Origin of the sequence: Gluconacetobacter sacchari, from assembly GCF_014174255.1 — a bacterium.
Lineage (GTDB): Bacteria > Pseudomonadota > Alphaproteobacteria > Acetobacterales > Acetobacteraceae > Gluconacetobacter > Gluconacetobacter sacchari.
The window spans coordinates 44,856-70,072 of record NZ_JABEQJ010000026.1 but is presented as its reverse complement, the minus strand read 5'-3'; the positions used below and the strand labels follow the sequence as shown (position 1 = coordinate 70,072).

Genomic DNA, 25,217 nt, shown 5'->3' with positions numbered 1-25,217 from the left:
ATCTTCCTGACCCGACAGGATGCCGAGAATGCTATCGGCCGTTACATCGACAGTTTCTACAATCCTGTCCGGCGCCATTCGTCACTGGACTTCATCAGCCCGGCTGCATACGAAAGGCAGGCGACCTGATCCCGATAGCTCTCCACTTTTGCGGGGCAAGTCCAATCAAGTACCTCGGCCCATGGACGTCCGTCGGACAGGTGGAATGGGAAACCCTGAAATGGGTCGACTGGTACAACAATACACGTCCGCACAGCGCCATCGGTTACGTCAGATGGGACGAGGGCCGTGGGGCTTCCGGAAGCTCGATTTTTTTACGGGATGGATAAAAACGATGCCGCTATCGATAAAACAGGATGGAACCGCAAAGGGCATGGCTGCCGGAGGGGCGATCTCGATCGTCGTCATTGCCATGCAATGGTATTTTAAGTTCTTCATACCGACTGATTTTTCATATGTCGATGCGGTTATGTTTGTCTGCAAGTGGGATAGTTTCTGCTTTCTGTGCCTGTTGGCTGCCATTGCCCGGGTGGCAACGGCCCGGTTTTTTTCTCCCCAGGACATTGACGGAAGCGGCCTTACCGCGCCGACAAGAGAAGTGTCCATTGACCGGGCCGTTCTTCAGAATACGCTTGAGCAAGTGATTCTCGCGGTCGGTTCTTATTTTTCCCTCATTGCTACCAGGAAAGAGAACCTGGACATCATACCGGCTCTTGTCTTTCTTTTCGTCGTCGGGCGCGTCTTGTTCTGGGTTGGTTATTCAAAAGGGGCTTCCCATAGAGCCTGCGGTTTTGGACTGACTTTTTATCCGACTGTGTTCTCGATCCTATTTTCCATTCTCTGTCTTATCTGAACTTCGGCGATTTGCGCCGCACGGCGGATATTGTCGCGCATGGCGGGAGGGAGGGAGGGCGTCCGGCGCTTTCCTTGTGTCGGCGGAGACTCATGACTCTTTCCCATGATCCTGGACGGGCTCCTAGAATGACTTGCTGATTCCTCCGCCCGCGATCCGGCCGGTCCCGACCATGACGGTGGCCTGGTTATCGAGGCTGGCGCCATAGACCTCGTAGCGCGTGTCGAGAAGATTTCTGGCAAAGGCGTATATTTTCAGGTCGCCTCCCCTGTTTTGCCAGCCGATATTCACGTTGACCAGCCCGTAGGGATGCAGGCCGAAGGAATTCTCGACGTCGGCGGTGCGTGCGCCCACATATTGATAGGTGATCCCGACCGGAATCGTGCCGGAAAGCCCGAGCCTCGTTGCCTGTGCCGTATAGTGAAGGCCGATATTCGCGGTCCAGTCCGGCACGTTGGGCACATCATTGCCTTTGAAGGAGGCGCCGGAACTGCCGCGCCCCAGGGTTGCGCGCGTGTATCCGACGCCGCCATCGAGAATGAGATCCGTGACGAGCATGACCCGCCCCTGCGCCTCGAAACCTTCCGTATGATAATTCTGATACGATGTCATGAATTGTACCGTCGATGGGTTGAGGTACGTCAGAACGCCATCATGTATGCTGTTGTAGAAGGCGCTCACCTCCATATCCGCCCGGCCTGAAAGAAGGTTCATTTTCGTGCCGGCTTCGTAGGTCCAGCCCGTACCGGCCGGATATGGCGACGAGAGCGCTCCGTTGACCGGCATGGCGTAAAGTGGATAGATCCGGCTTGAATGGCCGCGCGCGGCCGATACATAGCTCGTCACGTCGCTGCTCCATTTATAGGCGAGTGCGACGCGGCCGGTCGGGTAAGGCTGGTCTGTCGTACTCCGACCAGCCAGGGACGCGAGGTGGGCGCTATTGGAATCGGTTGCCCAGATCTTGTCGTAGCTGAAACGCCCGCCGAGAGAGATCGCCCATCTTTCGGACAGATTGACGGTCGTGTCGCCGAACAGACCGTAATTCAGCGTTCTCAGATGGCTGATCGCCGTCATTGGCACGACGTTCGCCGCCGATGAGAAATCGCGATCGGCATCCGTATAGATCGCCGAGGTGCCGAGCACCCATCGCAAGGGAGCGCCTTCAAGAGAATTCAGACGCAGTTCCTGGCTGTAGATATTCTCCGTATCGTCCGTGAAGCCGGGAGAACTGGTGATGAGGAAGGATGGAAGCCCGAGTTTTTCATCGACGATCTGGTCCGTCCTGTCCACGTACACGTTGCTGACATTGTGCTGGAACGCCGTCAGAGAGGTCAGGTTGAATCGATCGGATCTGTGCTGGACGGTGAGCGTCGCGCCGCCCTGCTGGATTTCCGCGTTCGGTTTCGTCAGGCTGCCGCTGATCGGGAAATTCCTGGCCGATCTGAGGAGAAAGAATGGGGCGTCATCGCCGTCGTGGGAGTAATTGGCTGTGAGTGTCGCCGTGGTGCCGTCCCGCGCGATAAAGCGGAAGCCTCCGCGGAAGGCCTGGATGTTGCGGGCATTGAGTTGCGGGGTATGGAGGCTCGCGACATCGCCCCCGTAGCCGCTGAAGCGGATCGCGAGACGACCGTCGAGTTCTCCCGGCACGATCCTGCCGCCTGCCACGGCTTCTCCCATGCCGTAGCCGTTCGACCCGCCTTCGGCGGTGACGTGGATATCCCGCGTTCCATCCGGCTGGTTGGTCGTGACGTTGATCGTTCCACCGAGGGAGTTGGCGCCCCAGAGCGTTCCCTGCGGCCCGCGCAATACTTCCGCCTGCTTGACGTCGAGCAACGGATTGTTCAGCGACAGCATGCTGCCCGGAACGCCGTCGATATTGAATGAAACGGTACCGTCATTATTGTTCAGCGGCGTTCCGAGGGAACTGACGCCACGAATGGAGAGGAAGCTCGCGGCCGAGCCCCAGTTGGTCCACAGCGTGTTCGGCGCATTCCGGGCAATCGCCTCCACGGGTTCGAGCCGCAGAGCCTCGATCGCCGCCGGCCTGACGACCGTGATGCTTTCCGGGACGTTCTGAAGCGCCTCGCGCGTCTTGCGCGCCGTTACGACGATGGTCTCCAGCCTTGCCGGACGACCGGCTTGCTCCTCGGGTCGCGTCTGGATCGGCACGGCAGGCCCTTGCGCGGTGGATGTGTCGGCCAGCGCAGGATCGGATTGCCGCGCGAAGACGGCAAGAACCAGCAGCGCCGATAACGGGTGACGGGCGGACGGGGTTGGGGAGAAACGGCGGCGGCGCGGCATAGGGACATTCCCGAAAAATTGTAAACGCGACTATGTCGCAATTGCAAATCATCGGATAACGCGAGCCGGTCAATCTATAGCGCGATCGCGCCAGCCCGCCCGATCCGCCGCCGGTGCCGCGCCGGGATCGCGCGTGCTGAAATAGCGGGCGGGGGTGGTGCCGAGTATCCGCCGGAACATGGCGATAAACGCGCTGGTGCTTTCATAACCGAGGTCCGTCGCCACGTTCATCACGAGGTCGCCCGCCGCCAGGCGCTGAAGCGCGGCGGCGACATGAGCCTGCTGGCGCCACCGCGCGAACGACATGCCTGTCTCGCGTTGAAACAGCCGGGTGAGCGTGCGGTCGCTCATGCCGACCTGCTCGCTCCATTCCGAAAGAGTCCGGCGCGAGGCCGGATTCCGGGACAGGATCGTGGCGAGGCGACGCAGGCGCCGATCGTGGGGCATCGGCAAGCGGACGGGTGCCATCGGCGCGGCGCGGATCTCGTCGAGCAGGACCGGCACCAGCCGGGCCTCGCGCTCGGTCCCCCGCGGATCCGGCGGCCGGCGGCAGTCCAGCCGCAGGATGAGTTCGCGCAGAAGCGGTGGCACGAGCAGAACCCCGCATGTCTCGTTCAGGGACGCGGCCAGGTCTTCACGGATGAAAAGATTGCATAGCTCGGTCGGGCCGCTGGCCTTGCCGGAATGAACGGTTCCCGCGGGAAGCCAGAGCGCGCAATGAGACGGGACCAGCCAGAGCGCGTCCTCGGTCCTGATCGTGATCGAGCCTTTCAGGACGCACAGCATCTGCGCCTTGATATGCCGATGAGGCGCCGTTTCGTCGATGACGCCCTGCGTGCCGAGGACACTGAACACGGGGCGGCGCACCTGATCGACGTCGATGCCCGGAAGGGGGGAGGCCGGCATCCTCTCGTCCGATCTTCTATTCCTGTTTCTGCGCCAGCAACTTTTCCCCCCGCTCGATCGCCGTCGCCTCATCGGGCACGAACGCGATCGGGAAGCCGAACGCCTTGCCCGCGATCGCCATCGATAGGCGCATGGGTGCCGGAACGGGATCCGCGCCGTCTATCACGATCATGCCTCTGCATAGCGCGCGCATCCGGCCCTTTATCACTTTGAGGAACAGGGCGCGTTGCTTGCGTTGTTCGTGCGTCTCGTCGCGGTGGTCGTCCGACGCGTGGTGCGTGAGCAGGACGAACGATGCTCCTTTCTCGAGGAGCCTGCGGAACTGTTCGTCGAGAGGGATATCTGAGGTTGCTTCTCTGCGCGCGAAGATGAAGGGCGCGCGCGACTCGTCGATCAGCATCGTCTTCTCCTGCATGCCTGCCGTGGGCGGTCCGTCCGCGTGCCGGGAGAGACTCCGGGATGCGTCTTGACGGCACTCTAACGGTGTTAGATTAATGTGCCTAACGGTGTTAGGGAGTCAAGCATGGCGCTGGAAAGGGACAAGGTGGTCGCGGCTTCCCTGATCTTGCTGGACGAGGTCGGGCTCGACGGGCTGACGATGCGTGCGCTGGCCAAGCGCCTGGCGGTTCAGGCGCCGACGCTCTACTGGCATTTTCCGTCCAAGCAGGCGCTGCTCGACCAGATGGCGGATGCCATCATCGCCCCGGTCCCGGCGGCGATTCCGCCGGGGGAGCCGCCTGATACCGTCCTGCGGTCGCTGGCTGACGCCATGCGGAGGGCGCTGCTTTCGCGGCGCGACGGCGCGCGGGTTTATGCGGGAACCTATGTCATGGGGGAGAATGTTCTCGCGGTCGCCGATATCGCGCTTGGCGCCCTGATGCAAAAGGGGCTGGACGAGCGTGGCGCAGCCGACGAGATGTTCAATATCGTTTATTATATTCTCGGACACGCGATCGAGGAGCAGGGATTTCAGGAGCGATGGGTATCGGCGGACGACGGGACGGTCGCGGGCATGCGCCGCCTGCTCGCCGAACCCGCGTCCCGCCGCTTTCCGTCCTTGAGCCGCTGCGTCGATACCATCCTGGCCAGCGATTTCGACGCGCGCTTCAGGCGGGGCGTCGATTCCTGGCTTCACGGTCTGGAGAGGAAGGAAGCGGCGCCACGGGTGCGTTCGGCACGGAGCGCGTCCGTAAAATCGTAGATGTATCGGTCGGGAAGCCGATATGCCGGGCCACGCGGGGTGGCCACTGAGCCAGACGCAGACCTCGCCGGGCCGGATCAGTTTCTCGCCGTGGCCGTCGTCGCAGATCGTCGAGCCGGAACGCTGCAACAGGATACCGACATAATCCTCGCCGTCGCGCGAGAGATCGGCCGGCCTGCGTCAGCGTGATATGGTCGGTGACCGCCGCGAGCCCAGCGGCCCAGGTGTAGGTCTCGAAGTTCCGCCCGTTGAAATTGGTCGGCCCGCCCAGCCCCGCCCAGCGCGCCACCGGCACCAGCGCCTCGATTCCCGCCCGATCGGCGACCTGGGCGATTTCCTTCGTCAGCGCCCAGGTCAGCTTGTGCCGCTCTTCGACCAGGGTCATCGCGCAGCCGCTGTCGCAGTTCAGGCCGAACAGGCCCAGCTTCAGCTTGTTGTCGTTGAAAAGCGCGTTCGTCCGCGTGCGCGCACGCCCTTCGGTTGTCGCCAGGTCCAACATGTCGCCTCCTGATTCTTCTTTTTATTTGTGACGCTGTTTGGCAGATTTCTTGAACGCTGCCGCTGCCTAGCCCATCCGGGTGACGATGGCATCGACGAACTGGGGAATGTCATAAATGAAGCGGCGGACGCTCGCGGACGCCCTGGCCACCGCCCGGCATCTGCTGACCCGCCCTCCGGACTTGTCTTCGCCCGCGTGTCTGGACCGCCCCGTATGGCATGCGCTGACCGGACGGCAGGGCGCGCTCGCCGTGGGAAACCGCCAGGCATTGCGCTATCGGACGACGGTGACACCGTTCGGTGCGTGCGCCGGGACCGGGGACGGCGACCTGCGGGCGCTGGCGGACCTGCTCGCTCCCGGCGAGGAGGTCTGGCTCGTGGAGAAAGCAGGTTACCCCGCCCCGCCCGGCCTGGAATACGTCAGCACCGCCGAATGCCTGCAAATGGTGGCGACGCATATGACCGGCGGCGATTGTGACTTTTCCTTCTCCGTTCTGGGGGAGGACGACGCCGCCGAGATGCGGGCCCTTGCCGCGCTCGCCAGACCCGGCCCCTTTCTGGCGGAAAGCTGGCGACTGGGCGGCTTTGTCGGCCTGCGCGCGGCGGGGCGCCTGGTCGCCATGGCCGGAGAACGCATGAAGCCGGGCCATTTCACCGAGATCAGCGGCGTATGCACGCATCCTGACCATCGGGGACGCGGATATGCCGGATTCCTGATGCGCGCGGTCGCCCGGCGTATCCTGGAGCGTGGCGAGACGCCGTTCCTGCATACCTACACGGACAATATCTCGGCGATCGCGCTCTATCGGTCGCTGGGATTTGCCGCCCACCAGGTCGTGACCGCGAGCGTTCTGCGAAAACCCTAGGAGGGACGGCCGAAATGTTCAGAGCCCGAGGAACCTGAAAGGCGCGGCCACCCTGAACCGGTCGTTGGCCACGCCGGAATAGATGTGCGTCTGGTTGGGGCCGAGGTCGAGCTTCATCACCTTCCCGGTCTTCTCCGAGAAATCCAGCGTCTTCAGATCGACCCAGAAGATGTTGGGGGTCAGGGCGGATTCGAAGAAATAGAGCTTGCGCTTCTGGTCGGCGACCGTGCGCCAGCGCGTCGAGGAGATGTTGGGCTGGTCGGGCGTCGTGATGCCGAAGGGCACGGAGACGTTCCGGATCACGCTGAAGACGCTGGCGATGGCCTCGACCGGGTTCTCGGATTTCGGGATCGCATTCACGTAGAAGGCGGCCCGCGCGAAACGGTCGGAGGCGCGGTTGGTGCCCGGCAGCATCACGGTGCCGCCGATCTGCGTCCAGTATGCGTTCAGGGCGAGTTGCTGTTCGAAGGTCGGGGAGTTGGTCATCACCTGGTAGGCGCGGCTGTGGTGGATGACCTGCCTGTGATCGATATATTCGATGATCGCGCTGTCGCCGGATGCGTCCGAGAGCGAGAGGTGCAGGGTGGCGAGCCTGCTTTCGCCCGGCACGTTGGCGGTGACGATCGTGAAGGGCTGCCGTGCCAGCATGTCGACCGCCTGCTGCACGGTGGCGAAATTGTCCAGCACGTATTGCGCCCAGGCCGAGAGCGCCAGGCCGGGGGTCTTGCCGTCATAGGCGGGATAGGAGGATTCCACCAGCCAGAGCACGTTCGCGACGAGGCCTGCCTCGTTCATGCCGTCGGTGGTGGCGACGTCGTAGCCCGACGCGATCACGCTGCCATATCGCGATGTCCAGCGGATCGAATGCGGCCCCGCCTCGCCCGACCGCTTCATGCCGCGCGGAAAGACCCAGAGATTGGTTCCGACATCGGTCTTCCAGTCCATGGAGCGCGCCGTGATCACTTCACCCTCGGCACCCTGATAGACGAAGCGCGTGCAGGCGTCGGCGGCGGGCGGGGCCGCCAGGCCGGCGGACAGGGCCAGGGCCGCGCAGGCCGTCGCGAAAGAGCGTTTTATCGGCATCCGGGGCTCCGTCCCACTCGATCATGGCGGCGGGCATGATAGACCCTTGCGGCGCGACGGTCGAATCGGCCTGGCGCTCAGGACAGGGTCCTGATCAGGGGACGCAGCACCGCCCTGGCCGCGCGGGCCGCCCGGGCGCCGTCCCGCGCCGCGATCGCCTGGAACAGGCGCTGGTGCGGCACCAGCCCGGGCTCGGTGACGTTGTGCTCGATCAGCGCGGCGCGCGCGGCCTGCCGCGCGGCGGTCAGGAAATAGCGGTAAAGCTCGGTCAGCGCGCCGTTCTGCCCCGCCTCGGCAACGGCCAGGTGGAAGGCCGCGTCGCGTTCGAGGAACGCGTCGATATCGCCCGTCCCGCTCCACTCGCCCCGGGCCTCCAGCGCCTTTTCCATCGCGCGAAGGTCGTGCTCCGACCGGCGTTCGGCGGCGCGGCGCGCGGCCTCGACCTCCAGCGCGGCGCGCAGTTCGAAATGATCGCGCAGGCTCGACCGGCTGATGGCCCGCATGATGCCGGCGGGGTCCTGCACCTGGCGGACATAGGTGCCGTCACCCTGGCGCACTTCGAGAATCCCCGCGTGCGAGAGAACGCGGACGGCCTCGCGCACCGTATTGCGGCCGATCTGGAACATGTCGGCAAGCTGCGCCTCGCGCGGGATCCGCTGGCCTACCGGCCACGCGCCCGTGGCGATCTGCCCGCGCATGGCGTCGAGCGCCGAGGTGACGAGGGATGGCCTGGGCAGGCGAACGAGAGGCGCCGGACGGGTCATGGGCGAATGGTCACTCAACTGTCTTGTCATCCGATGAGAGGATGTTCTTGAACACGATTATATCCGCGGCCAAGACTGTATCACACCATCCATGACACGGGATCCATGACACAGATTCATCCCGACCATGCCGGCGATGCAGCCGCCTTCCTGATCCCCCATGCGGATTTCCGGGAAAGACACCGGATTCGGATCCACGCGCCACCCGGCGCCGTCCTGGCGGCGGTGGCGAAATTCCGGATCCGGGACGACCCGCTGGCCCGGCGCGCCCTCTGGCTGCGGGAATGGCCCGGGCGCCTGCTGCGCAGGGCCCGGCGCAAGACGTTCGATCTGGACGATTTCACCCGCCTGGAGCAGCCCGACCCCCTGACGATCGCCTACGGGCTGATCGGCGCGTTCTGGGCGGCCGATTACGGATTGGTGGCATGCGCCTCGACGGCCGAGTTCAGGAACAACCGCGACCCTTATGTCTGCAAGCTGCTGCTGACCTTCACGGTCACGCCGCTTCCGGACGGCCTGTGCGACCTGACCACCGAGACGCTGGTCTGCTGCCCCTCGCCCGACGCGCGGCGGCGCTTCGCGCCCTACTGGTATCTGATCCGGCCGGTCAGCGGGCTGCTGCGCAGGCGCCTGCTTGGCATCATCAGTGCCCGAGCGCGCGCGGCGGCGCGGCCGTGACGGCGGCCGCGCGCCGTCATCGCCCGATTCCGGGTATGGTCGCGATCGCGTCGCCGAGGAAGCCGGCGCAGAGGCGCACCCGCGTCAGGCCCGCCCGCTCGGGCGCGATCAGCATGCTCAGGGGCGAGGGGGAGAGCCGGTAGGACGGCAGCACGCGCTCCAGCCTGCCGTCGCGGAGGCCGTCTTCCACCAGCCAGCGATGCGCCGGCCCGAAGCCGCGCCCCGCCAGGAACGCCTCGCGCGCCGCCAGCCCGTGATCGACATTCAGGCGGCCGTTGAAGGGGACGATGTGATGCTTGCCGCGCGGGGACTCCAAGACCAGCCGGTCGGAGCCCTGGACCCGCGAGAGACGCACGCCCTCCAGGTCCCGCAGGTCCTCGGGCCGGCTGGGGGGGCCGTTGCGGCGCAGCCAGTCCGGCGACGCCACCAGCACACGCTCGCTGTCCCCCAGCGCGCGCAGTTTCATCGAACTGTCCGTCAACGGACCGAGACGGATGGCGATGTCGACCCCTTCTCGCACCAGGTCGACACGTTCGTCGGTCAGGCTGAACTCCACCCGGATCCCGGGATTCCGGTCCTGGAAGGCGAAGATCATGCGGCTGACACGCAGCACGCCGAGGGCGGCGGTGCAGGAGATACGCACCGTGCCCGCCGTCGCCTGGCGCGTCTGGCGCATTTCCTGGCTGGCCTGCTCGACCAGGCACAGGATTTGCAGGCAATGCGCGTAGTAGCGCGTGCCTTCCTCGGTCAATGCCATGCGGCGGGTCGTGCGGGTCAGCAGCGAAGCGCCCAGCGCCTCCTCGAGCGCGCGCAGGTGGCGGGTGATCGTGGACTGGCCCGCCCCGGTCTCACGCGCGACCGCCGCGAGACTGCCGCGTTCGGCAATGCGGACGAATGTCCGCATCCGGTCGAGCGAGACATCTGATTGCTCCATTTTTCGGCATTGTCCCTTCCACCCAGACGATATGGGAAGAGAATAGCCGATCCCCTATCTTCGGAAAGTTGCCAATTTTTCCATCCGCACGAGGAAATACCATGAATGTGCTGATCGTCTTCGCCCATCCGGAAAGACACTCGCTCAACGGCGCGCTGCTCGATGTCGCCGTCGCCGAACTCACGGCCCAGGGCCATGAGGTGAAGGTGTCGGACCTCTATGCCATGCACTGGAAGTCCGCGATCGACCGCGACGATTTTCCCACCCTGGCCGATGACGGGCCGCTGAAGGTCTGGAAGGCGTCCAATGACGGGTTCGCGGCCGACGCGCTGACGCCCGACGTGAAGGCCGAGCAGGAGAAGCTGCTGTGGGCCGACACGGTCATCCTGCAGTTTCCGCTCTGGTGGTTCGCCATGCCGGCCATTCTCAAGGGCTGGGTGGACCGGGTCTATGCCTCGGGCTTCGCCTATGGCGTGGGCGAGCATAGCGACCAGCGCTGGGGCGACCGGTACGGCGAAGGCGTCATGGCCGGCAAGCGCGCGATGCTCATGGTCACGGCCGGCGGCTGGCCCGAGCATTATTCAGACCGCGGGATCAACGGCCCGATGGACGACCTGCTGTTTCCGATCAACCATGGCATCCTCTTCTATCCCGGCTTCACCGTGCTGCCGCCCTTCGTCGCCTATCGCGTCGACCGGATGGACGAGGCGAAATTCGCGCCGGTCGCGGAGCAGTTGCGGGAGCGCATGAAGACCCTGGAGACGACCACGCCCATTCCCTACCGCAAGCAGAATTTCGGCGACTACCAGATCCCGACCATGGAACTGCTGCCGGGACTGACGCCCCCGGGCGCGCGCGGCTTCGAGGTGCATCTCGCCCCCGAGCGCGACTGACGCCGCGCCGCGGGCAGGACGGACGCCCCGGGCGCGCGCCTTCGTGCGCGCGGGGTGACATGTCGCTGTTCACGGACGGCATCGATCGATGGTATCAAGGGCGGGATTTCCGTCGCCGGCACGGCCGGGCGGCCGTCCCGGAACGAGGAACGATACCATGGGCCCGAGAATCCTGATCGTCGGCGCGGGGGCTGTCGGGGGATATTTCGGCGGCCGGATGGCGTTGGCGGGGCACGACGTGACCTTTCTGGTGCGTCCGGGCCGGCTGGCGCAGTTGCGCGCGGACGGGCTGCGGCTGGTCAGTCCGCTGGGCGATGCCGCCCTCGCGCCCCGGGCGATCACCGCCGACGAGATCGACGGCCCCCATGACGTCATCCTGCTGAGCGTGAAGGCCTATTCCCTCGCCGCCGCGATGGACGATTTCGCCGCCGCCGTCGGCCCGGACACGCGCATCATCCCGCTGCTCAACGGCATGCGGCATCTCGACGTGCTGGCCGAGCGCTTCGGAGATCCGAAAATCCTGGGCGGAACGTGCCTGATCGTCAGCAAGCTGGATGCCGCCGGGCAGGTCGTCCACATGGGCGCGCTGCCCAAGCTGACCTTCGGCGAACGGCGCGGCGGCGACGCGTCCGCGATCCGGGACCTCAAGGAGGCGCTTTCCAGCCCGGGATTCGAGACCGTGTCGTCGGGCCGCATCATTCAGGACATGTGGAACAAGTGGGTTCTCCTGGCGTCGCTGGGCGCCGTATGCTGCCTGATGCGCGCCACCGTGGCCGAGGTGGCGGCCGCGCCCGGGGGTGACGAATTCGCGCGGGCGGCCATCGCCGAATGCGCGTCGATCGCGGCGGCGTCCGGCCATCCGCTCGCCGAGGGGACGCTGGAGGGCATCGTCCGGCTGCTGACCTCACGCGAGACGCCCCTGACATCGTCCATGTTCCGCGACCTGTCGCAGGGCGCGCCCGTCGAGGCGGCGCAGATCATCGGCGACATGGTGCAGCGGGGCCGCGCGCACCAGATCGCGACGCCGATCCTCGACCTGACCAACCTCAACCTGAACGTCTACGAACGGCACGCGCGGCCGGCCTGATCTCAGGCCTGGAGCGAAAGCCTGAGATCGTCGGGGATCGACGGCGCCTCGAACGACGGCGGCCGCTTCGGCCCCATGATCTGGACCACCTTCTGCCGCAGCCATCGATGGAGCTGGTCGGTGTCGTGCCGTGGATGCCAGGCCTGGAAGATCGTCACCGGCTCCAGGTCCAGCGGCAGGGGAAAGCCGTAGAGACCCAGCCGGCCGAGCATCGCCGCGTCGGTCAGGATGTCGGGCACCGGAAGGATCAGATCGGTCTGCGACAGGCCTTGCAGCGCGGCGTAGAACGATGTCAGCAGCAGCGCGACCGTCCGTTCGAGCCCATATTGATCGGCGAGCACCTCGTCGATCGGCCCCCGGCGGCGCCCCCGGCGCGAAACGGCGATGTGATCGTACGCCACCAGGGCCTGGGGGGTGATTTCGCCCAGCAGGATCGGATGGCCGGCCCGCACGACGCCGCGAAAGCGGCTTTCGAACAGGGTCTGGCGCATGATTTCGGGACGCAGGAACGTCGTGGCACCGATATACAGGTCGATCCCGCCCTGGCGCAGGAAATCGCTGTCGTCGCTGTTCGATTCCGCCGTGAAGATCAGCGTGGTGTCCGGGCAGTCGGCGCGCAGGGCGCGCAGCAGCGCCTCGGCGTACGGGCCGATCACCACGTCGGCGGCGCGGATGCGGAAGGTCGGCGTCAGGCCGGTGAAATCCAGGGTGTGGCGCGGACGGTACAGGTCGCTGATCGCCGAGAGGATCTGGCTGACACGCGGCTGCATCTGCAAGGCGCGCGGCGTCGGCACCATGTGGCGGCCCGACTGCACCAGGATGGCGTCGTGAAACGTCTCGCGCAGGCGGGAGAGCGTGCGGCTCATGGTCGCGGCGCTGACCTGCAACCGCTCGGCCGCGCCGGTGACGCTCGATTCCTCGACCAGAACATTCATCGCTTGCAGAAGATTGAGATCGTAGCCGCGCGCCACGTGTGCCATCAGGTCTTCCTCATGTCATGCCGGATACCATGCCGGCGTGGCCACCATAGGGCGGACAAACGCCCAATCATAGGATGAATATGCCGCGGCCAGCCTCCACCTCGGCCAACGCTGGCAGAGATGCCGACGCGTCGCAACCGGAATCTGATATCCGACCGTTCCACATCTGCTTTCCCACGATTTCATAATTGAGCGTTCCCAAACATGGGATGTTTAATGCAAGACTGCGGCCACACGCTCAAACGACGCTGTTGCGAGGTGTCCCATGGACCACGCCGAGACGCTGACGTTGCCGCACCCCGACGTGCTGCCCGCCCCCGTGCAACCCGAACCGCCGCCCGCGCCGCCGAAGGCGCCGGTATTCGGCGCGCGCCTGGCGACGGGGCTGGGGGGCGTGCTGCTGGCCGTGCTGCTGGCGGGGTTCAACGAGCACACGACCCAGGCCGGGCTGGCCGATATCCAGGGCGCGTTCCATCTGGGCCACGATGACGGGACCTGGATCATCGCGCTGTTCGAGGCGTTCAACATCGCCGCGATGGCGTTCGCGCCGTGGTGCTCGGTGACGTTCTCCATCCGCCGCCTGACGATCACGATGACCGGGCTGGTGGGCGTGCTGGGGATCATGGCGCCCTTCATGCCCAATCTGTCGTCCCTGCTGCTGCTGCGCTGCGTGCAGGGGCTGGCCTGCGGCAGCCTGCCGCCGATGCTGATGACGGTGGCGCTGCGCTTCCTGCCGCCCAACATCAAGATCTACGGCCTTGGCATCTATGCCCTCACCGCGACGTTCGGGCCGAATCTCGGCGGCGCGCCGCTGGCGGGGTTCTGGTTCGAATATCTCGGCTGGCCGTTCCTGTTCTGGCAGATCGTGCCGCTGTGCCTGATCTCCATGGCCTGCGTGGCCTGGGGCCTGCCGCAGGACCCGATCCGGCTTGAGCGTTTCCGCCAGTTCGACTGGCGCGGCCTGCTGACCGGGCTGCCCGCGATCTGCATGCTGGTGATCGCGCTGGAACAGGGGGACCGGCTGGACTGGTTCCGCTCGCCGCTGATCACGCACCTGTTCTTCGCCGGCGGGTTCCTGTTCGTGCTGTTCATCATCAACGAATGGTTCCATCCGGTGCCGTTCTTCCGCATCCAGCTGCTCAAGCAGCGCAACGTGACCGACGCGCTGCTGACGCTGGCGGCGGTGCTGATGCTGGGCGCGGTCACGGCGGAAATCCCGACGATCTACCTGGAGGAGGTGCGCGGCTATCGCCCGATCCAGATCGCGCCGGTCATGCTGATCCTCGCGGTGCCGCAATTGCTGGCGCTGCCGCTGGTCTCGGCCCTGTGCAACATCCGCCGGGTGGATTGCCGCCATGTGCTGATGGCCGGGCTGGCGATCCAGGGCCTGTCCTATTTCCTGGGCACCTGGATCGATGCCGACTGGGTGCGCGAGAATTTCTACGCCATGCAGCTCCTGCAGGTGGCCAGCGAGCCGATGATGGTCATCGCCATCCTCATGCTGGCGACGATGGGCCTGGGCCCGGCTGACGGGCCGTTCATCTCCGGCATGTTCAACATGACCAAGGGGCTGGCCAACGCCATCGCGGCCGGCATCATCTCGGCCCTGCTGCGCCGCCGCGAGCAGTTCCATTCCACCATGCTGCTCGATACCTACGGCACCAACCATAACGCGTTGCAGCCCTGGGGCGACCCGGCGCAGGGCCTGCTGGCGCCGCATATCGCCGATCCGGCCCGGCTGGAATGGAACCTGACGGTCCTGATGCATGGCGCGGCGTCGGAGCAGGCGCTGATCCTGGCCTGCGCGGATATCTACACGATCATGATCGGCGTCTGCGCCGCCCTGTTCGCCCTCAACATGGTCCTGCCGCAGCGGGTCTATCCGCCCCGCGCGCCGTCGATGACCGCCCCGGCGCGCTGACGCGGGCCGGACCGCATTTCGTGCGAGAATGATGCGAGAATGACATGAAGACCAGCTTATCTCGGGACTGGCGCCATCGGTGGCATCCGGACATCCCGCCACCCGATCGCGCGGTCCGCGCGCCGAAAGCGCGGCTGCGCGACCGGATCGAGGGCTATTTCGTCGCCCTCGTCGTGACGATCTACCTGAAGCTGACCTGACGGTCCCGCGCATTCCGCGACAGACAACGCGGCCGCCGGGGCCGCCAGAGGGAGTATTCATGAACGGAACATCGAAGACGCTGCTGCTGGCGGCCGGCGTGGTCGTGCTGGGCGTCGCGGCATGGGGCGGAGACAGGCTCGTGCTGGGAGACGGCGTGCGGGTCGAGACGAACGACGCCTATGTGTCGGCCTATTCCTCGGTCGTCGCGCCCAAGGTGGGCGGACGCATCGACGCCGTGATGGCGCAGGACAACGAGCGCGTCCGCAAGGGCGACGTGCTGGCCCATATCGAGGACGACGATTACCGCGCGGCGCTGAAGGTGACCCAGGGCGTCGTCGTCGCCGCGCGCGCCGACATCGCCAACCTGCACGCGACGCTGGTGCGCCAGGACTCGCTGATCGCCGCCGCCCGGGCCGCCGTGCTGGCGGACGACGCGCAGCTTGCCTTCGCGCAGCAGGACGAGGCCCGGTACCGCAACCTGGCGGCCGGCGGCGCCGGCACGATGGAGCAGCGCCAACGGACTGCGGCGCAGACGCGCGAAGCGACCGCCGCGAAAGCCCGCGACGAGGCCAGCGTGCAGGCCGCGATCCAGGAAAAGGACGTGCTCGCCGCCCAGATCGCGCGCGCCGAAGGCAACCTGACCCGCGCCGAAGGCGAGGAGCAGCGGGCGGAACTGGACCTGTCCTACTGCACCATTCCGGCCCCGGTGGACGGCGTGGTGGGCGCGCGCGGGGTGCGTGTCGGCAACTACGTCAACCCCGGCAGCGCGCTGATGGCGGTCACCCCGGTCCAGGATGCGTTCGTGGTCGCGCATTTCCAGGAGACGCAACTGACGCACGTCCTGCCGGGGCAGAAGGCGACGGTGTGGGTCGATGCCTTCCCGGGCCAGGCGCTGCGCGCCCACGTCGACAGCATTCCGCCGGCGACGGGCGTCGCGTTCGCGCCGATCCAGCCGGACAACGCGACGGGCAATTTCACCAAGGTGGTGCAGCGCCTGCCGGTGCGCGTCACCTTCGACCCGGGGCAGCCCCTGGCGGCGCGGGTCCGGGTCGGCATGTCGGTGGAAGTCAGGATCGACACGGCCTCGCACCCCGAAGGCCCGAAGGCGGACGACCCCCGCTATGTGTGGCAGTGAGGGTCGGGTGATGGCGAAGGCTGCATACCGTCGGCTCGCGAGCCTGACGACCCTTCTTCTGCTGGGCGCCTGCACCGTCGGGCCGGACTATCACAGGCCCGATGTCGCCAGCGCGCCGCACTGGCATCGCGGCCTGGCCGATGCCGGGAGCCACCCGGTGGAAAACCCCGCCGATCCGCGCTGGTGGACGATCTATCGCGATCCGGTGCTGACCGCGCTGGAGCAGCAGGTCGCGTCCGCCAACCTGGACCTGCGCGCCAGCGCCTATCGCCTGGCGGAGAGCCTGGCCGAACGGCGGATCGCGAGCGCCGCGCAGTTTCCGCATGTCGAGGGCAATGCCTCCTACGCGCGCGAACGGGCCAGCACCAACGGCATCCTGGGCCTGCTGGGCACGCTGGAGCGCGCCGGCGCGGGCGACGTCGCCAGCGGCGCGCAGGGCTTCGGCCCCGTGGCGGTGCCGGGCACGGTCGGCAACCCGTCCTTCAACCTGCCGCAATACGGCATGAGCGCGTCGTGGGAGGTCGATCTGTGGGGCCATGTCCGGCGCCAGGTCGAGGCCGCGACCGCGGCGGTCAGGGCGACGCAGGACATGCAGCGCGACGTGCTGGTGTCGCTGATGGCCGAGACCGCGCAGGATTATCTCGACCTGCGCGGCGTGCAGGCGCAGATCGCCATCGTCGACCGCAATATCGACATCGCCCGGCACAGCGTCTCGCTGACCAGCCTGCGTTTCGCGCAGGGCGCCTCCACCCAGTTGGACGTGGCGGATTCGCGCGGGCAGCTCAGCGAATTCCAGTCGCGCCTGCCGATCCTGCGCAGCCAGGAGGTGCATCTGATCAACGCGCTGAGCTTCCTGGTGGCGCGCGAGCCGGGCGCGCTGCGCGCGCAACTCGGCACGCCGGCGCCGATTCCGCCGGTGCCCGACGCGGTGCCCGTCGGCCTGCCGTCGGAACTGGCGGAGCGCCGGCCGGACATCCGCATGGCCGAGGAGCAGTTGCACGTCGCCACCGCCAGCATCGGCGTGGCCGTGGCGGACTTCTTTCCGCGCGTGACGCTGTCCGGCAGCCTCGACGTGCAGGCGCTGCAATTCAGCGGGCTCGGGTCCTGGGCATCGCGGCAGTACGGGTTCGGCCCGACCATGACGCTGCCGCTGTTCGAGGGCGGCCGGCTGACCGGGCAATTGCGCCTGCGCCGCGCGCAGCAGAAGGAGGCGGCGATCAACCTCCAGCGCACCATCCTCAAGGCGTGGCAGGAAATCGACGATGCCATGGCCGATTTCTCCGCCGCGCAGCAGCAGCGCGACCGGCTGAAAGACACGGTGGCGCAGAACGAGACGGCCGTGCGGCTGGCCCAGCAGCAATATGTGCAGGGCGCGTCGGACTTCCTGAACGTGCTGACCTTGCAGAACGCGCTCCTGGCCAGCCAGAACCAGCTCGTGCAGTCGACGACGGCGGTTTCGGTCTCGGTGGCCCGGCTGTACCGCGCGCTCGGCGGCGGCTGGCAGGCGGACCTTCCGCTGGCGACGGCCCAGCGGGCCGGACAGGGAGGACGCCAGGGATGACGCCCGAGATGACTGCGGGGATGATCAAGGTACGCCCCCCCGCCGAACTGGGCCATCTGGCCCAGGATGGCGTCACGCTCGACTGTCATTTCGCGTTCCGCGACTATGGCCATCCGGCCCCGCTGCATTGGGGACGGCTGCGGGTGCTGAACCGGGTCGCGCTGGACGCCGATGCCGCGTTCAGGCTGGCGCATGAAAGCGCGGTCGAAATCGTGACCATCGCGCTGGACGGCATGGTCGCGGTGCTGGTGGACGGGCTTGGCGACAGCCTGCTGAAGCCGGGCGACTGCCATGTCGTCAGCGCCGGTGCCGGCGTGGCCCAGGCGACATGGAAGACCGGTGGGGCGCCGGCGTCGTTCCTGCATCTCTGGCTGATGCCCGAGGAGGAAGGCGGAGAGCCGACGATCGGCCTGCGCCGGGGCGGCGACCGCATGGGGCAGGCGCATGCCCTGCTCGCCAGCGGCTTTCCCGCCGACGATCCGGAGGAGGCGGACCAGGGCCGGTCGGGCGACCCGCTGCCGCTGAAGGCGCGCGCCCGGGTGCTGCGTGTCGCGCTGGCGGCCGGCGAACAGGCCGCCATCCCGACCTATGCCGATCGCTGCGTCTATGCGCTGGTCGTCGCGGGGCATGTGGACATCGCCGGCCAGGAGGCCGACGCAGGGTGCGGCGTCGCGATTACGGGATGCGAGACGATCGTCGTGCGGGCGCGCGACCCCTCGACGCTCGTCATCTGCGATTCGGACTGACGCGGACGATGCCGTGAAGCCGGGCGGGACCGCGCCACGGGCCAGAGAGAAGGAGAGGACGAGATGAACGAGATCCTGGATACGATGCATGCGCGGCGCGCGGTGAAACATTTCGACGCGGGCCATGAGATGCCGGGCGAGACCCTGGCCGCCATCCTGCATGCCGCCCGCACCGCGCCGACCGCGTTCAATATCCAGAACTGGCGCTTCCTGGTGGTGCGCGACCCCGCCGTGCGGGCCGCGATCAAGGCGGTGGCGTGGAACCAGCCGCAGATCGAGGAATGTTCGGCGCTGATCGTCCTGTGCGCGGACATGCATGCCTATGCGAAGGACCCGGGGCGCTACTGGAAGGACGCGCCGGAGGCGATGCGCGAGAAATATGTCTCGATGATTACCCAGTATTATGAAAACAACCCGGCCATGCAGCGCGACGAGGCCTTCCGTTCCGCCGGCATGGCGGCCTATGCCCTGATGATGGCGGCGGCGGCGTTCGGCTACGATACCTGCCCGATGGACGGGTTCGATTTCGAGCAGGTCGCGGAGATCGTCCGCCTGCCCAGGGACCATGCGCTGGTCATGTTCGTCGCGATCGGAAAGGGCATGGGCGACCTGCCGCCGCATGGCGGACGGATCGCGGATGCCGATATCATCGCCTATGACAGGTTTTGACGGCGGGCACGTGGTTTTTCGACAGGAAACGCTTGACTGATCGTACCTTATGCCGCATGATTAAGAGGCATGACCCGCGTACGGAATTAGGTTTCATGATGCCTACGATTGCCGCAGGCACGCGGATGCACGGCAATCCCTGGCACCGCACGCTCTTCGGCCTGTGTGCGCTCAATTTCTTCATGGCCGACGTGCAGGCCGGCATCGGGCCGTTTCTCGGCATCTTCCTGCAACATCATGGCTGGCGCACCGGTCCGATCGGGTCGGTGATGACCATCGGCGGCATCGCGGGCATGGTGGCGACGATTCCCACCGGCGCCTTCATCGATTACACGCGCAGGAAACGCCTGGTCGTCGTCGTCACCGGGCTCTGCACCATCCTGGGCTCGTTTCTGCTCCTGGTGTCGCAATCGGCCATGGTCGTGACGCTCAGCCAACTGGCGACGGCCATCGCGGGCGCCGCCATCGGCCCCGCCATGGCCGGCATGACGCTGGGGATCGTCCGCCAGCAGGGCTTCGCCGCGCAGATGGGGCGCAATCAGGCGTGGAACCACGCCGGCAACATGGTCGGCGCGGGCCTGTCGGGCTGGCTGGGCTGGCGTTTCGGTTTGCCGGCCATCTTCTTCCTGTCCGCCGCCTTCGGCGTGCTGGCCGTCGCCTCGGTGCTCGCGATTCCGGAACGGGCCATCGATCACCAGGCCGCGCGCGGGCTGGAACGCGTCGCCGGCCGGCCCCTGCATGACCGGGCCGAGGGCCCGGGATCGTTTTTCCGCCACAAGCCCCTGATCGTCCTGGCGGCGTGCCTGTGCTTCTTCCATCTCGGCAATGCGGCCATGCTGCCCCTCTACGGCATGGCCGTGGTGGGTGCCGGGCTGGGCGACCCCGCCATGTTCACGGCCGCGACCGTCGTCGTCGCGCAGGCCGTCATGATCGTCACCAGCCTGCTGGCCGCGCGCTTCGTCGCGCGCCGCGGCTACTGGGTGGTCTTGCTGGTGTCCTTTGCCGCCCTGCCCTTGCGTGGCCTGCTTGCCGGCACCTTCATCCAGCACTGGGGCGTCTGGCCGGTGCAGACGCTGGACGGCATCGGCGCGGGGCTGCAAAGCGTCGCCGTGCCCGGTCTGGTCGCCCGCCTCCTGGACGGGACAGGCCGTGTCAATGTCGGACAGGGCATGGTCATGACCGCCCAGGGCGTGGGCGCCAGCCTGTCCCCTGCCCTCGGCGGGTGGATGGCGGAGGAACTCGGATACCCCGCCGCGTTCTACACGCTCGGTTGCCTCGCCGTCCTGTCGCTGCTTCTCTGGATCGGCTTCGCCCCCATCATCAGACCCGCGAGCGACCGGGCGGCGTGAGTTCCGTGGAGTATGGCAACGCGACATGACCTTCGACCGTGAGGCGATCTGGACGATCGCCGCCCTTGCCACCGCGGGCGTGATCATCCGGCCCTTTCGCCTGCCGGAATGGATCTGGGCGGTATCGGGCGCGCTCCTGCTCGTGGTCGCCGGGCTGATTCCGGTTTCCACCGCGACGGACTCCCTTTTCAGGGGGGCGGACGTCTATCTCTTCCTCACCGGCATGATGCTGCTGAGCGAAACGGCGCGCGTTCATGGCCTGTTCGACTGGCTGGCGACGCTCGCCGTCAATCACGCGGCGGGCTCGACCACGCGATTGTTCACGCTGGTCTATCTGACGGGCGTCGCCGTCACCACCTTCATGTCCAACGATGCCACGGCCGTCGTCCTGACGCCCGCGGTGTTCGCCGCGGCGAAAAGGGCGGAGGCCGACCCGTTGCCGATGCTGTTCGCCTGCGCGCTGATCGCCAATGCCGCCAGCTTCGTGCTGCCGCTGTCCAATCCGGCCAATCTCGTGCTGTATGACGGCCACCTGCCGCCCCTCGGCACGTGGCTGGCGTCCTTCGCCCTGCCGTCGGCCCTGGCGATCGCGATCACCTATTTCGTGCTGCGCGTCCTCGAACGCGGCCATCTGCGCCAGGGCTGCGCGCGCCAGGTGGCGGCGACGCGGCTCGACGCGGGGGGCAAGGCGGCGTTCGCCGGAATCGCGCTGACGGCGGTCCTGCTGGTGACGGTTTCCGCCTTCGATCGGCCGCTCGGCCTGCCGACGGCGGTGGCCGGCATGGCGACGGCCTTGGGCGTTTCGGCCCTGGCGCGCCGCCCGCCCCTTGCCCTGGCGCGACGGATTTCGTGGGGCGTGCTGCCGCTGGTGGCCGGGCTGTTCGTACTGGTGGGCGCGCTGGAGCGCACCGGCCTCGTTCGCCTGATCGCCGACGCGTTGCACGGGGCGGCGGCCAGCGGCGGCCCCGCCGCGTCGCTGTGGCCGGGGGCCATTCTGGCATTCGTGTCGAATATCATGAACAACCTGCCGGCGGGCCTGATCGCGAGCGAGGCGATCGGCCAGTCGGACGTGCCGCGTCTGATGGTCGACAACCTGCTGATCGGCGTCGATCTGGGGCCCAATCTTTCCATCACCGGGTCCCTGGCGACGATCCTGTGGCTTCAGGTGATCCGCCGCGAGGGCGAGGATGTCGGTTTCCTGCAATTCCTGAAAGTCGGGGCGATCGCCATGCCGGCCGCGCTGGCCGGCGCATTGGGGGCGCGCCTGCTGATCGGCTGACCTACCCTGTCGGAGGACCCTGTCATGAACGCATCATGGGCTTTTCCCTTCATCTTCGTCGCCGGCATGCTGCAAGCGGTGGGGGCCGTGATGAACGGCGCGCTCAACCGGTCCATGGTCAATCCGTGGCTGGCGACCTCCATCTCGTTCCTGCTCGTGCTGTTCCTGGCGATCGGTCTTTTTGCCTGCATGCCCAGGCCGCTGCCGACCGTGGGCGATGTCGCGCGGATGCCGTGGTGGGCGCCGCTGGGAGGCGTGACCGGCGCCGTCGCGGTCTTCGCCGGCCTGCTCCTGATCCGGAAGCTGGGCGCGGGGCCGGTGAATGGCGCCACGATCACGGCGAATATCATCGCCAGCCTGCTGATCGACCATTTCGGCCTCCTGCATATGGCGCCCCATGCGCTCAATCCCTATCGGATCGCCGGAGCGGGGCTGATGATCGCGGGGGTCACGCTGATCGCCAGGTTCTGACGGGCGGCCCTGGCGACGCGGGTCCGGTCCAAGACCGGATTCTGTCATGGTCGCGACGATAAAATCCGTCACGGCGCGAATCTGCGGCGCGTGCTTCAGATCCGCGTGGACGACGAGCCAGATTTCCCTGGAAAAATCCGCGCCATCGCAGGGCAGGCGTTCCAGGGCCGGGTCGGCATCGCCGAGAAAGCAGGGCAGGCCCGCGACGCCGATGCCCGTGCGCGCCGCGACGTGCTGGCTGGTGATGTCGCTGACTTCGCAGACGACGGGACGGGAGCCCGCGACGGCCAGAAGCCAGTGCTGGTGCGGCATATCGGCATATTGCGCGTCATAGGCGATGAATTCCCATGCCGCGGGCTGGTCGCGCCGGGCGTAGTCGCGGCGCGCGAAGAGCGCGAACGCCATGCTGCCGAGCCGGCGCGTGACGCTGCTGGCCTCGGTGGGGCGCGACAGGCGCACCGCGATATCGGCCTCGCGCCGGCTGAGCGAAACCTGCTGCGCCTGGCTGGCAATGGAAAGCTGGATGTCGGGATGCCGCCTGTGAAAGGCGAGAACCTGCCCGGCGAAGACATTGGTCGCGAGGACCGGCGGCGCGCTGACGGTGACCTTGCCGACGAAAGGCGATCGCGCGGCGTGAACGGTTCTCTCTATCGCGAAGGCACTGGCCTCCATCTGTGAGGCGAGCCGGACGATCTGGTCTCCCGTCGGCGTCAAGCGGCACGATCGCGGCAGGCGGTCGACGAGTCTCATCCGCAACGACGTCTCGAGCGCCGCCAGCCGACGGCTGACCGTTGCATGATCGACCTTCAAACGGCGTGCCGCGCCCGACAACGTTCCCGCCTGGGCGACGGCGAGAAAGTGGCGGAGGTCTTCCCAATCGAACATCTGTGCGTTTTTCCCGGTCTGGGACGAGATTATATGGAATTTACGCACCGACCGTCGATCCCTGATGGTGCCCGCACACCGGGCAGGGAAAGGGTCTGCATGTCTCGCGTATCGATCGGTCCGTCCAGGCTCGTGCAGGTGGCGTCATGCCTTGGCTTTGTCGTCGTCCTGATGGATGTCAGCGTCGTCAACGTGGCGCTGGAGGCGCTGCACGCCGCGTTCCGGGCTGGCATGAGCGGCCTGCAATGGGTCGTCAACGCCTATACGCTGGCCTTCGCGGCGCTGTTGCTGACGGCCGGGGCGCTCGGCGACCGGGTCGGCGCGCGGCCGGTCTTCATGGCCGGGTTTGCGCTGTTCACGCTCGCATCGCTGGGATGCGGCCTTGCCCCCGGCCTGGACCTGTTGAACGGGGCCAGGTTCGTGCAGGGGATCGGGGCCGCGCTCCTGGTCCCGAATTCGCTCTCGTTGCTGCGTCAGGCCTTTCACGACCCCGAGGAACGCAATCGGGCGGTGGGGTGGTGGGGTGCCGGCGGTGGAATCGCGCTTGCCGCGGGGCCGGTCGTCGGCGGGCTCCTGATCGCCGTCGCGGGCTGGCGCGCCATCTTCCTCGTCAATCTGCCGATCGGCGTGCTCGGTCTCTGGCTGACCGCGCGCCATGCGCCGGCCTCGCCGAAACACCCCCGTCGCGGGCTCGACCTCGCCGGCCAGATCGCCGCCGCCCTTGCGCTGTCGGGGCTGACGATGGCGCTGACGGAGGCGAGCGGCCGTGGCTGGACCGACCCGGTCGTCGGCGCGGGCCTTGTCGCGGCCGGGCTGCTCGGGGCGCTGTTCCTCCGGCTTGAAGCGGGCAATCCGTCCGCCATGCTGCCCGCTGGACCTGTTTCGGGACGCGACGCTGCGGAGTGCCACGGCGATCGGGCTGATCGCCAATCTGGCGTTCTATGGCGGCGTCTTCATGCTGAGTCTCTATTTCCAGACGGTCCGGCACTATTCGCCGCAGGCGACCGGACTGGCCTTTCTGCCGATGATGGCCATGCTGGCGATCATGAATGTCCTGGCCGGGCGGATCGTCGGTCGCGTCGGCCCCCATCGCCTGACGGCGATGGGGATGGGCCTGTCGGCGCTCGGCTATAGCCTGCTGCTGCCGGTGTCGACGGCGGGTTCCTACTGGTCGCTCGCCGGCCCGATGCGGCTGGCGGGCAGCGGCATCGCGCTGGCCATTCCCACGATCACCAACGCGACCCTGACATCCGTTCCACATGCCCGGGCCGGGATCGCCTCGGGGCTGTTGAATTCGGCGCGGCAGGTGGGCGGCATGATCGGGGTGGCGCTGTTCGGGTATCTCGTCCGCCATGACGGCACGGGGCCGTTCATCCGGGGCATGCATGAGGCGTTGCTGGTGACGGTCGTCCTGCTCGGTCTCGGCGCGGTGCTGGGATTCGCCGGCATTCGGCCGGATGCCGGCGGTGGCGGAGGGTGTCATCCGCCGGGAGGAGGAGGTGGTGGTGGCGGTGGTGGCGGTGGTGGTGGCGGCGGCGGCGGCGGCGGCCCGAGTGCGGTCACATGCCCCGCTTCGTCCTGCAGGAAGGTGGCGTGAAGGATTCCCTGGTCGAACACGCCCTGGATCAGCGGGGTCGCGCCCACCGTCACCAACGGTGCCGTATCGCCGCCGGGGCCGAAATCGACCAGGGCCCGTCCGGTCGCATCCGCGACGATGGCATCGTGACCGAAAATTTCCGCGACACGGGCGCGGATCGTGACCGGGCCGGTCGCCGCCGCGAGTTGCGCGATCGGCACGGGGGCAAGCGGCGCGATCTCGATCGCGGGCCGTGTCCATGCCACGAAAGCGCCTCCGGCGACCGCGCCCGCGAGGGCGAAGCCCGTCGCGATCGCCGCGTCGAGGGCGACCGGGCGCCGTGCCCGCGGGGCTTTGGCAATGTCCGTCATGATGATGCA

Annotated in this window: 27 protein-coding genes and 2 pseudogenes; 19 read left to right on the top strand and 10 right to left on the bottom strand. The window is 67.1% G+C overall.

The features are described 5' to 3' along the window. From HLH48_RS23320 to HLH48_RS17220, 3 genes and pseudogenes are all read left to right on the top strand, one after another. Positions 1-129, top strand: a 129-nt coding sequence (locus HLH48_RS23320; protein WP_343065439.1) for an IS3 family transposase, incomplete at its 5' end; no start/stop codon positions are given. A 47-nt stretch (positions 130-176) separates the two neighbouring features. Continuing rightward, positions 177-329, top strand: a pseudogene (locus tag HLH48_RS17225) (integrase core domain-containing protein); the annotation flags it as partial. Next, entirely contained in the window at positions 275-853 is a 579-nt protein-coding gene (locus tag HLH48_RS17220) for an MAPEG family protein (RefSeq protein ID WP_343065438.1), read from the top strand. The pseudogene HLH48_RS17225 and the gene HLH48_RS17220, both read left to right, overlap by 55 nt. A gap of 123 nt (positions 854-976) precedes the next feature. On the opposite strand, the gene HLH48_RS17215 is transcribed toward HLH48_RS17220, so the two are convergent. From HLH48_RS17215 to HLH48_RS17205, 3 genes are all read right to left on the bottom strand, one after another. Further along, the gene (locus HLH48_RS17215; RefSeq protein ID WP_182998715.1) at positions 977-3,154 is read right to left on the bottom strand and encodes a TonB-dependent receptor; all 2,178 of its coding nucleotides are present in this window, start codon (positions 3,152-3,154) and stop codon (positions 977-979) included. Between the two features lie 69 nt (positions 3,155-3,223). Then, positions 3,224-4,060, bottom strand: coding sequence for an AraC family transcriptional regulator (locus HLH48_RS17210; RefSeq protein WP_182998714.1), 837 nt, complete (start codon positions 4,058-4,060; stop codon positions 3,224-3,226). 16 nt (positions 4,061-4,076) lie between these two features. Further along, on the bottom strand, positions 4,077-4,460 hold the full coding sequence (locus HLH48_RS17205; RefSeq protein ID WP_182998713.1) for a hypothetical protein: 384 nt from the start codon (positions 4,458-4,460) through the stop codon (positions 4,077-4,079). Between the two features lie 123 nt (positions 4,461-4,583). On the opposite strand from HLH48_RS17205, the gene HLH48_RS17200 reads away from it, so the two are divergent. After that, positions 4,584-5,261 (top strand): TetR/AcrR family transcriptional regulator C-terminal domain-containing protein, encoded by a 678-nt coding sequence (locus HLH48_RS17200; protein WP_182998712.1) that lies wholly within the window; start codon positions 4,584-4,586, stop codon positions 5,259-5,261. Here HLH48_RS17200 and HLH48_RS22985 read toward each other — a convergent pair. Further along, a complete protein-coding gene (locus HLH48_RS22985) occupies positions 5,167-5,760 on the bottom strand; it encodes an LLM class oxidoreductase (RefSeq protein WP_220795176.1) in 594 nt (197 codons plus the stop codon). The two genes, HLH48_RS17200 and HLH48_RS22985, sit on opposite strands and share 95 nt — an antisense overlap. 115 nt (positions 5,761-5,875) lie before the next feature. Here HLH48_RS22985 and HLH48_RS17190 point away from each other — a divergent pair, with 115 nt between their 5' ends. Beyond that, complete coding sequence (locus HLH48_RS17190; protein WP_182998711.1) at positions 5,876-6,625, top strand: GNAT family N-acetyltransferase; 750 nt, start codon at positions 5,876-5,878, stop codon at positions 6,623-6,625. A gap of 18 nt (positions 6,626-6,643) precedes the next feature. Here HLH48_RS17190 and HLH48_RS17185 read toward each other — a convergent pair whose 3' ends face one another. Continuing rightward, complete coding sequence (locus tag HLH48_RS17185) at positions 6,644-7,708, bottom strand: linear amide C-N hydrolase (RefSeq protein ID WP_182998710.1); 1,065 nt, start codon at positions 7,706-7,708, stop codon at positions 6,644-6,646. Between the two features lie 77 nt (positions 7,709-7,785). Beyond that, the gene (locus HLH48_RS17180) at positions 7,786-8,490 is read right to left on the bottom strand and encodes a FadR/GntR family transcriptional regulator (RefSeq protein ID WP_246387431.1); all 705 of its coding nucleotides are present in this window, start codon (positions 8,488-8,490) and stop codon (positions 7,786-7,788) included. Between the two features lie 87 nt (positions 8,491-8,577). On the opposite strand from HLH48_RS17180, the gene HLH48_RS17175 reads away from it, so the two are divergent. Continuing rightward, complete coding sequence (locus HLH48_RS17175; protein WP_182998709.1) at positions 8,578-9,150, top strand: hypothetical protein; 573 nt, start codon at positions 8,578-8,580, stop codon at positions 9,148-9,150. 16 nt (positions 9,151-9,166) lie between these two features. Here the strand turns inward: HLH48_RS17175 and HLH48_RS17170 are convergent, their stop codons facing one another. After that, positions 9,167-10,084, bottom strand: coding sequence for a LysR family transcriptional regulator (locus HLH48_RS17170; protein ID WP_182998708.1), 918 nt, complete (start codon positions 10,082-10,084; stop codon positions 9,167-9,169). Between the two features lie 101 nt (positions 10,085-10,185). Between HLH48_RS17170 and HLH48_RS17165 the strand changes: the two genes are divergently transcribed. Beyond that, positions 10,186-10,977, top strand: a complete 792-nt coding sequence (locus HLH48_RS17165) for an NAD(P)H-dependent oxidoreductase (RefSeq protein ID WP_182998707.1) — start codon at positions 10,186-10,188, stop codon at positions 10,975-10,977. A gap of 157 nt (positions 10,978-11,134) precedes the next feature. Further along, positions 11,135-12,064, top strand: a complete 930-nt coding sequence (locus HLH48_RS17160) for a ketopantoate reductase family protein (protein WP_182998706.1) — start codon at positions 11,135-11,137, stop codon at positions 12,062-12,064. Positions 12,065-12,066: 2 nt separating this feature from the next. Here HLH48_RS17160 and HLH48_RS17155 read toward each other — a convergent pair whose 3' ends face one another. Beyond that, the gene (locus tag HLH48_RS17155) at positions 12,067-13,044 is read right to left on the bottom strand and encodes a LysR family transcriptional regulator (RefSeq protein ID WP_246387430.1); all 978 of its coding nucleotides are present in this window, start codon (positions 13,042-13,044) and stop codon (positions 12,067-12,069) included. A 265-nt stretch (positions 13,045-13,309) separates the two neighbouring features. Here HLH48_RS17155 and HLH48_RS17150 point away from each other — a divergent pair, with 265 nt between their 5' ends. The 9 genes from HLH48_RS17150 to HLH48_RS17110 all read left to right on the top strand — a co-directional run bounded on the left by HLH48_RS17150 (position 13,310) and on the right by HLH48_RS17110 (position 22,376). Beyond that, positions 13,310-14,965, top strand: a complete 1,656-nt coding sequence (locus tag HLH48_RS17150) for an MFS transporter (protein WP_182998705.1) — start codon at positions 13,310-13,312, stop codon at positions 14,963-14,965. A 44-nt stretch (positions 14,966-15,009) separates the two neighbouring features. Then, positions 15,010-15,165 carry a hypothetical protein gene (locus tag HLH48_RS17145; RefSeq protein WP_182998704.1) on the top strand — a complete coding sequence of 52 codons (156 nt, stop codon included), beginning with the start codon at positions 15,010-15,012 and terminating at the stop codon, positions 15,163-15,165. 59 nt (positions 15,166-15,224) lie between these two features. Beyond that, on the top strand, positions 15,225-16,301 hold the full coding sequence (locus tag HLH48_RS17140; protein WP_182998703.1) for an HlyD family secretion protein: 1,077 nt from the start codon (positions 15,225-15,227) through the stop codon (positions 16,299-16,301). A 10-nt stretch (positions 16,302-16,311) separates the two neighbouring features. Continuing rightward, positions 16,312-17,862, top strand: a complete 1,551-nt coding sequence (locus HLH48_RS17135) for an efflux transporter outer membrane subunit (protein WP_182998702.1) — start codon at positions 16,312-16,314, stop codon at positions 17,860-17,862. Further along, a complete protein-coding gene (locus HLH48_RS17130; protein ID WP_246387429.1) occupies positions 17,859-18,608 on the top strand; it encodes a pirin family protein in 750 nt (249 codons plus the stop codon). Before HLH48_RS17135 ends, HLH48_RS17130 begins: the two co-directional genes overlap by 4 nt. A 63-nt stretch (positions 18,609-18,671) precedes the next feature. Continuing rightward, a complete protein-coding gene (locus HLH48_RS17125) occupies positions 18,672-19,277 on the top strand; it encodes a nitroreductase family protein (RefSeq protein WP_182998701.1) in 606 nt (201 codons plus the stop codon). 95 nt (positions 19,278-19,372) lie between these two features. Further along, positions 19,373-20,626: an MFS transporter gene (locus tag HLH48_RS17120; RefSeq protein ID WP_182998700.1), complete on the top strand. Its 1,254-nt coding sequence runs from the start codon at positions 19,373-19,375 to the stop codon at positions 20,624-20,626. A gap of 25 nt (positions 20,627-20,651) precedes the next feature. Further along, positions 20,652-21,905: an arsenic transporter gene (locus tag HLH48_RS17115; protein WP_182998699.1), complete on the top strand. Its 1,254-nt coding sequence runs from the start codon at positions 20,652-20,654 to the stop codon at positions 21,903-21,905. Between the two features lie 24 nt (positions 21,906-21,929). Further along, positions 21,930-22,376 (top strand): DMT family transporter, encoded by a 447-nt coding sequence (locus HLH48_RS17110; protein WP_182998698.1) that lies wholly within the window; start codon positions 21,930-21,932, stop codon positions 22,374-22,376. Between the two features lie 108 nt (positions 22,377-22,484). Here the strand turns inward: HLH48_RS17110 and HLH48_RS23815 are convergent. Further along, positions 22,485-23,261, bottom strand: a pseudogene (locus HLH48_RS23815) (LysR family transcriptional regulator); the annotation flags it as partial. Between HLH48_RS23815 and HLH48_RS23810 the strand changes: the two are divergent. Both HLH48_RS23810 and HLH48_RS22965 read left to right on the top strand, forming a co-directional pair. Beyond that, entirely contained in the window at positions 23,172-24,395 is a 1,224-nt protein-coding gene (locus tag HLH48_RS23810) for an MFS transporter (RefSeq protein WP_408871462.1), read from the top strand. The pseudogene HLH48_RS23815 and the gene HLH48_RS23810 sit on opposite strands and share 90 nt — an antisense overlap. Further along, positions 24,286-24,858, top strand: coding sequence for an MFS transporter (locus tag HLH48_RS22965; protein WP_408871461.1), 573 nt, complete (start codon positions 24,286-24,288; stop codon positions 24,856-24,858). Before HLH48_RS23810 ends, HLH48_RS22965 begins: the two co-directional genes overlap by 110 nt. On the opposite strand, the gene HLH48_RS17095 is transcribed toward HLH48_RS22965, so the two are convergent. Continuing rightward, positions 24,741-25,208 (bottom strand): hypothetical protein, encoded by a 468-nt coding sequence (locus HLH48_RS17095; RefSeq protein WP_182998697.1) that lies wholly within the window; start codon positions 25,206-25,208, stop codon positions 24,741-24,743. The two genes, HLH48_RS22965 and HLH48_RS17095, sit on opposite strands and share 118 nt — an antisense overlap. Positions 25,209-25,217 lie beyond the last annotated feature (9 nt).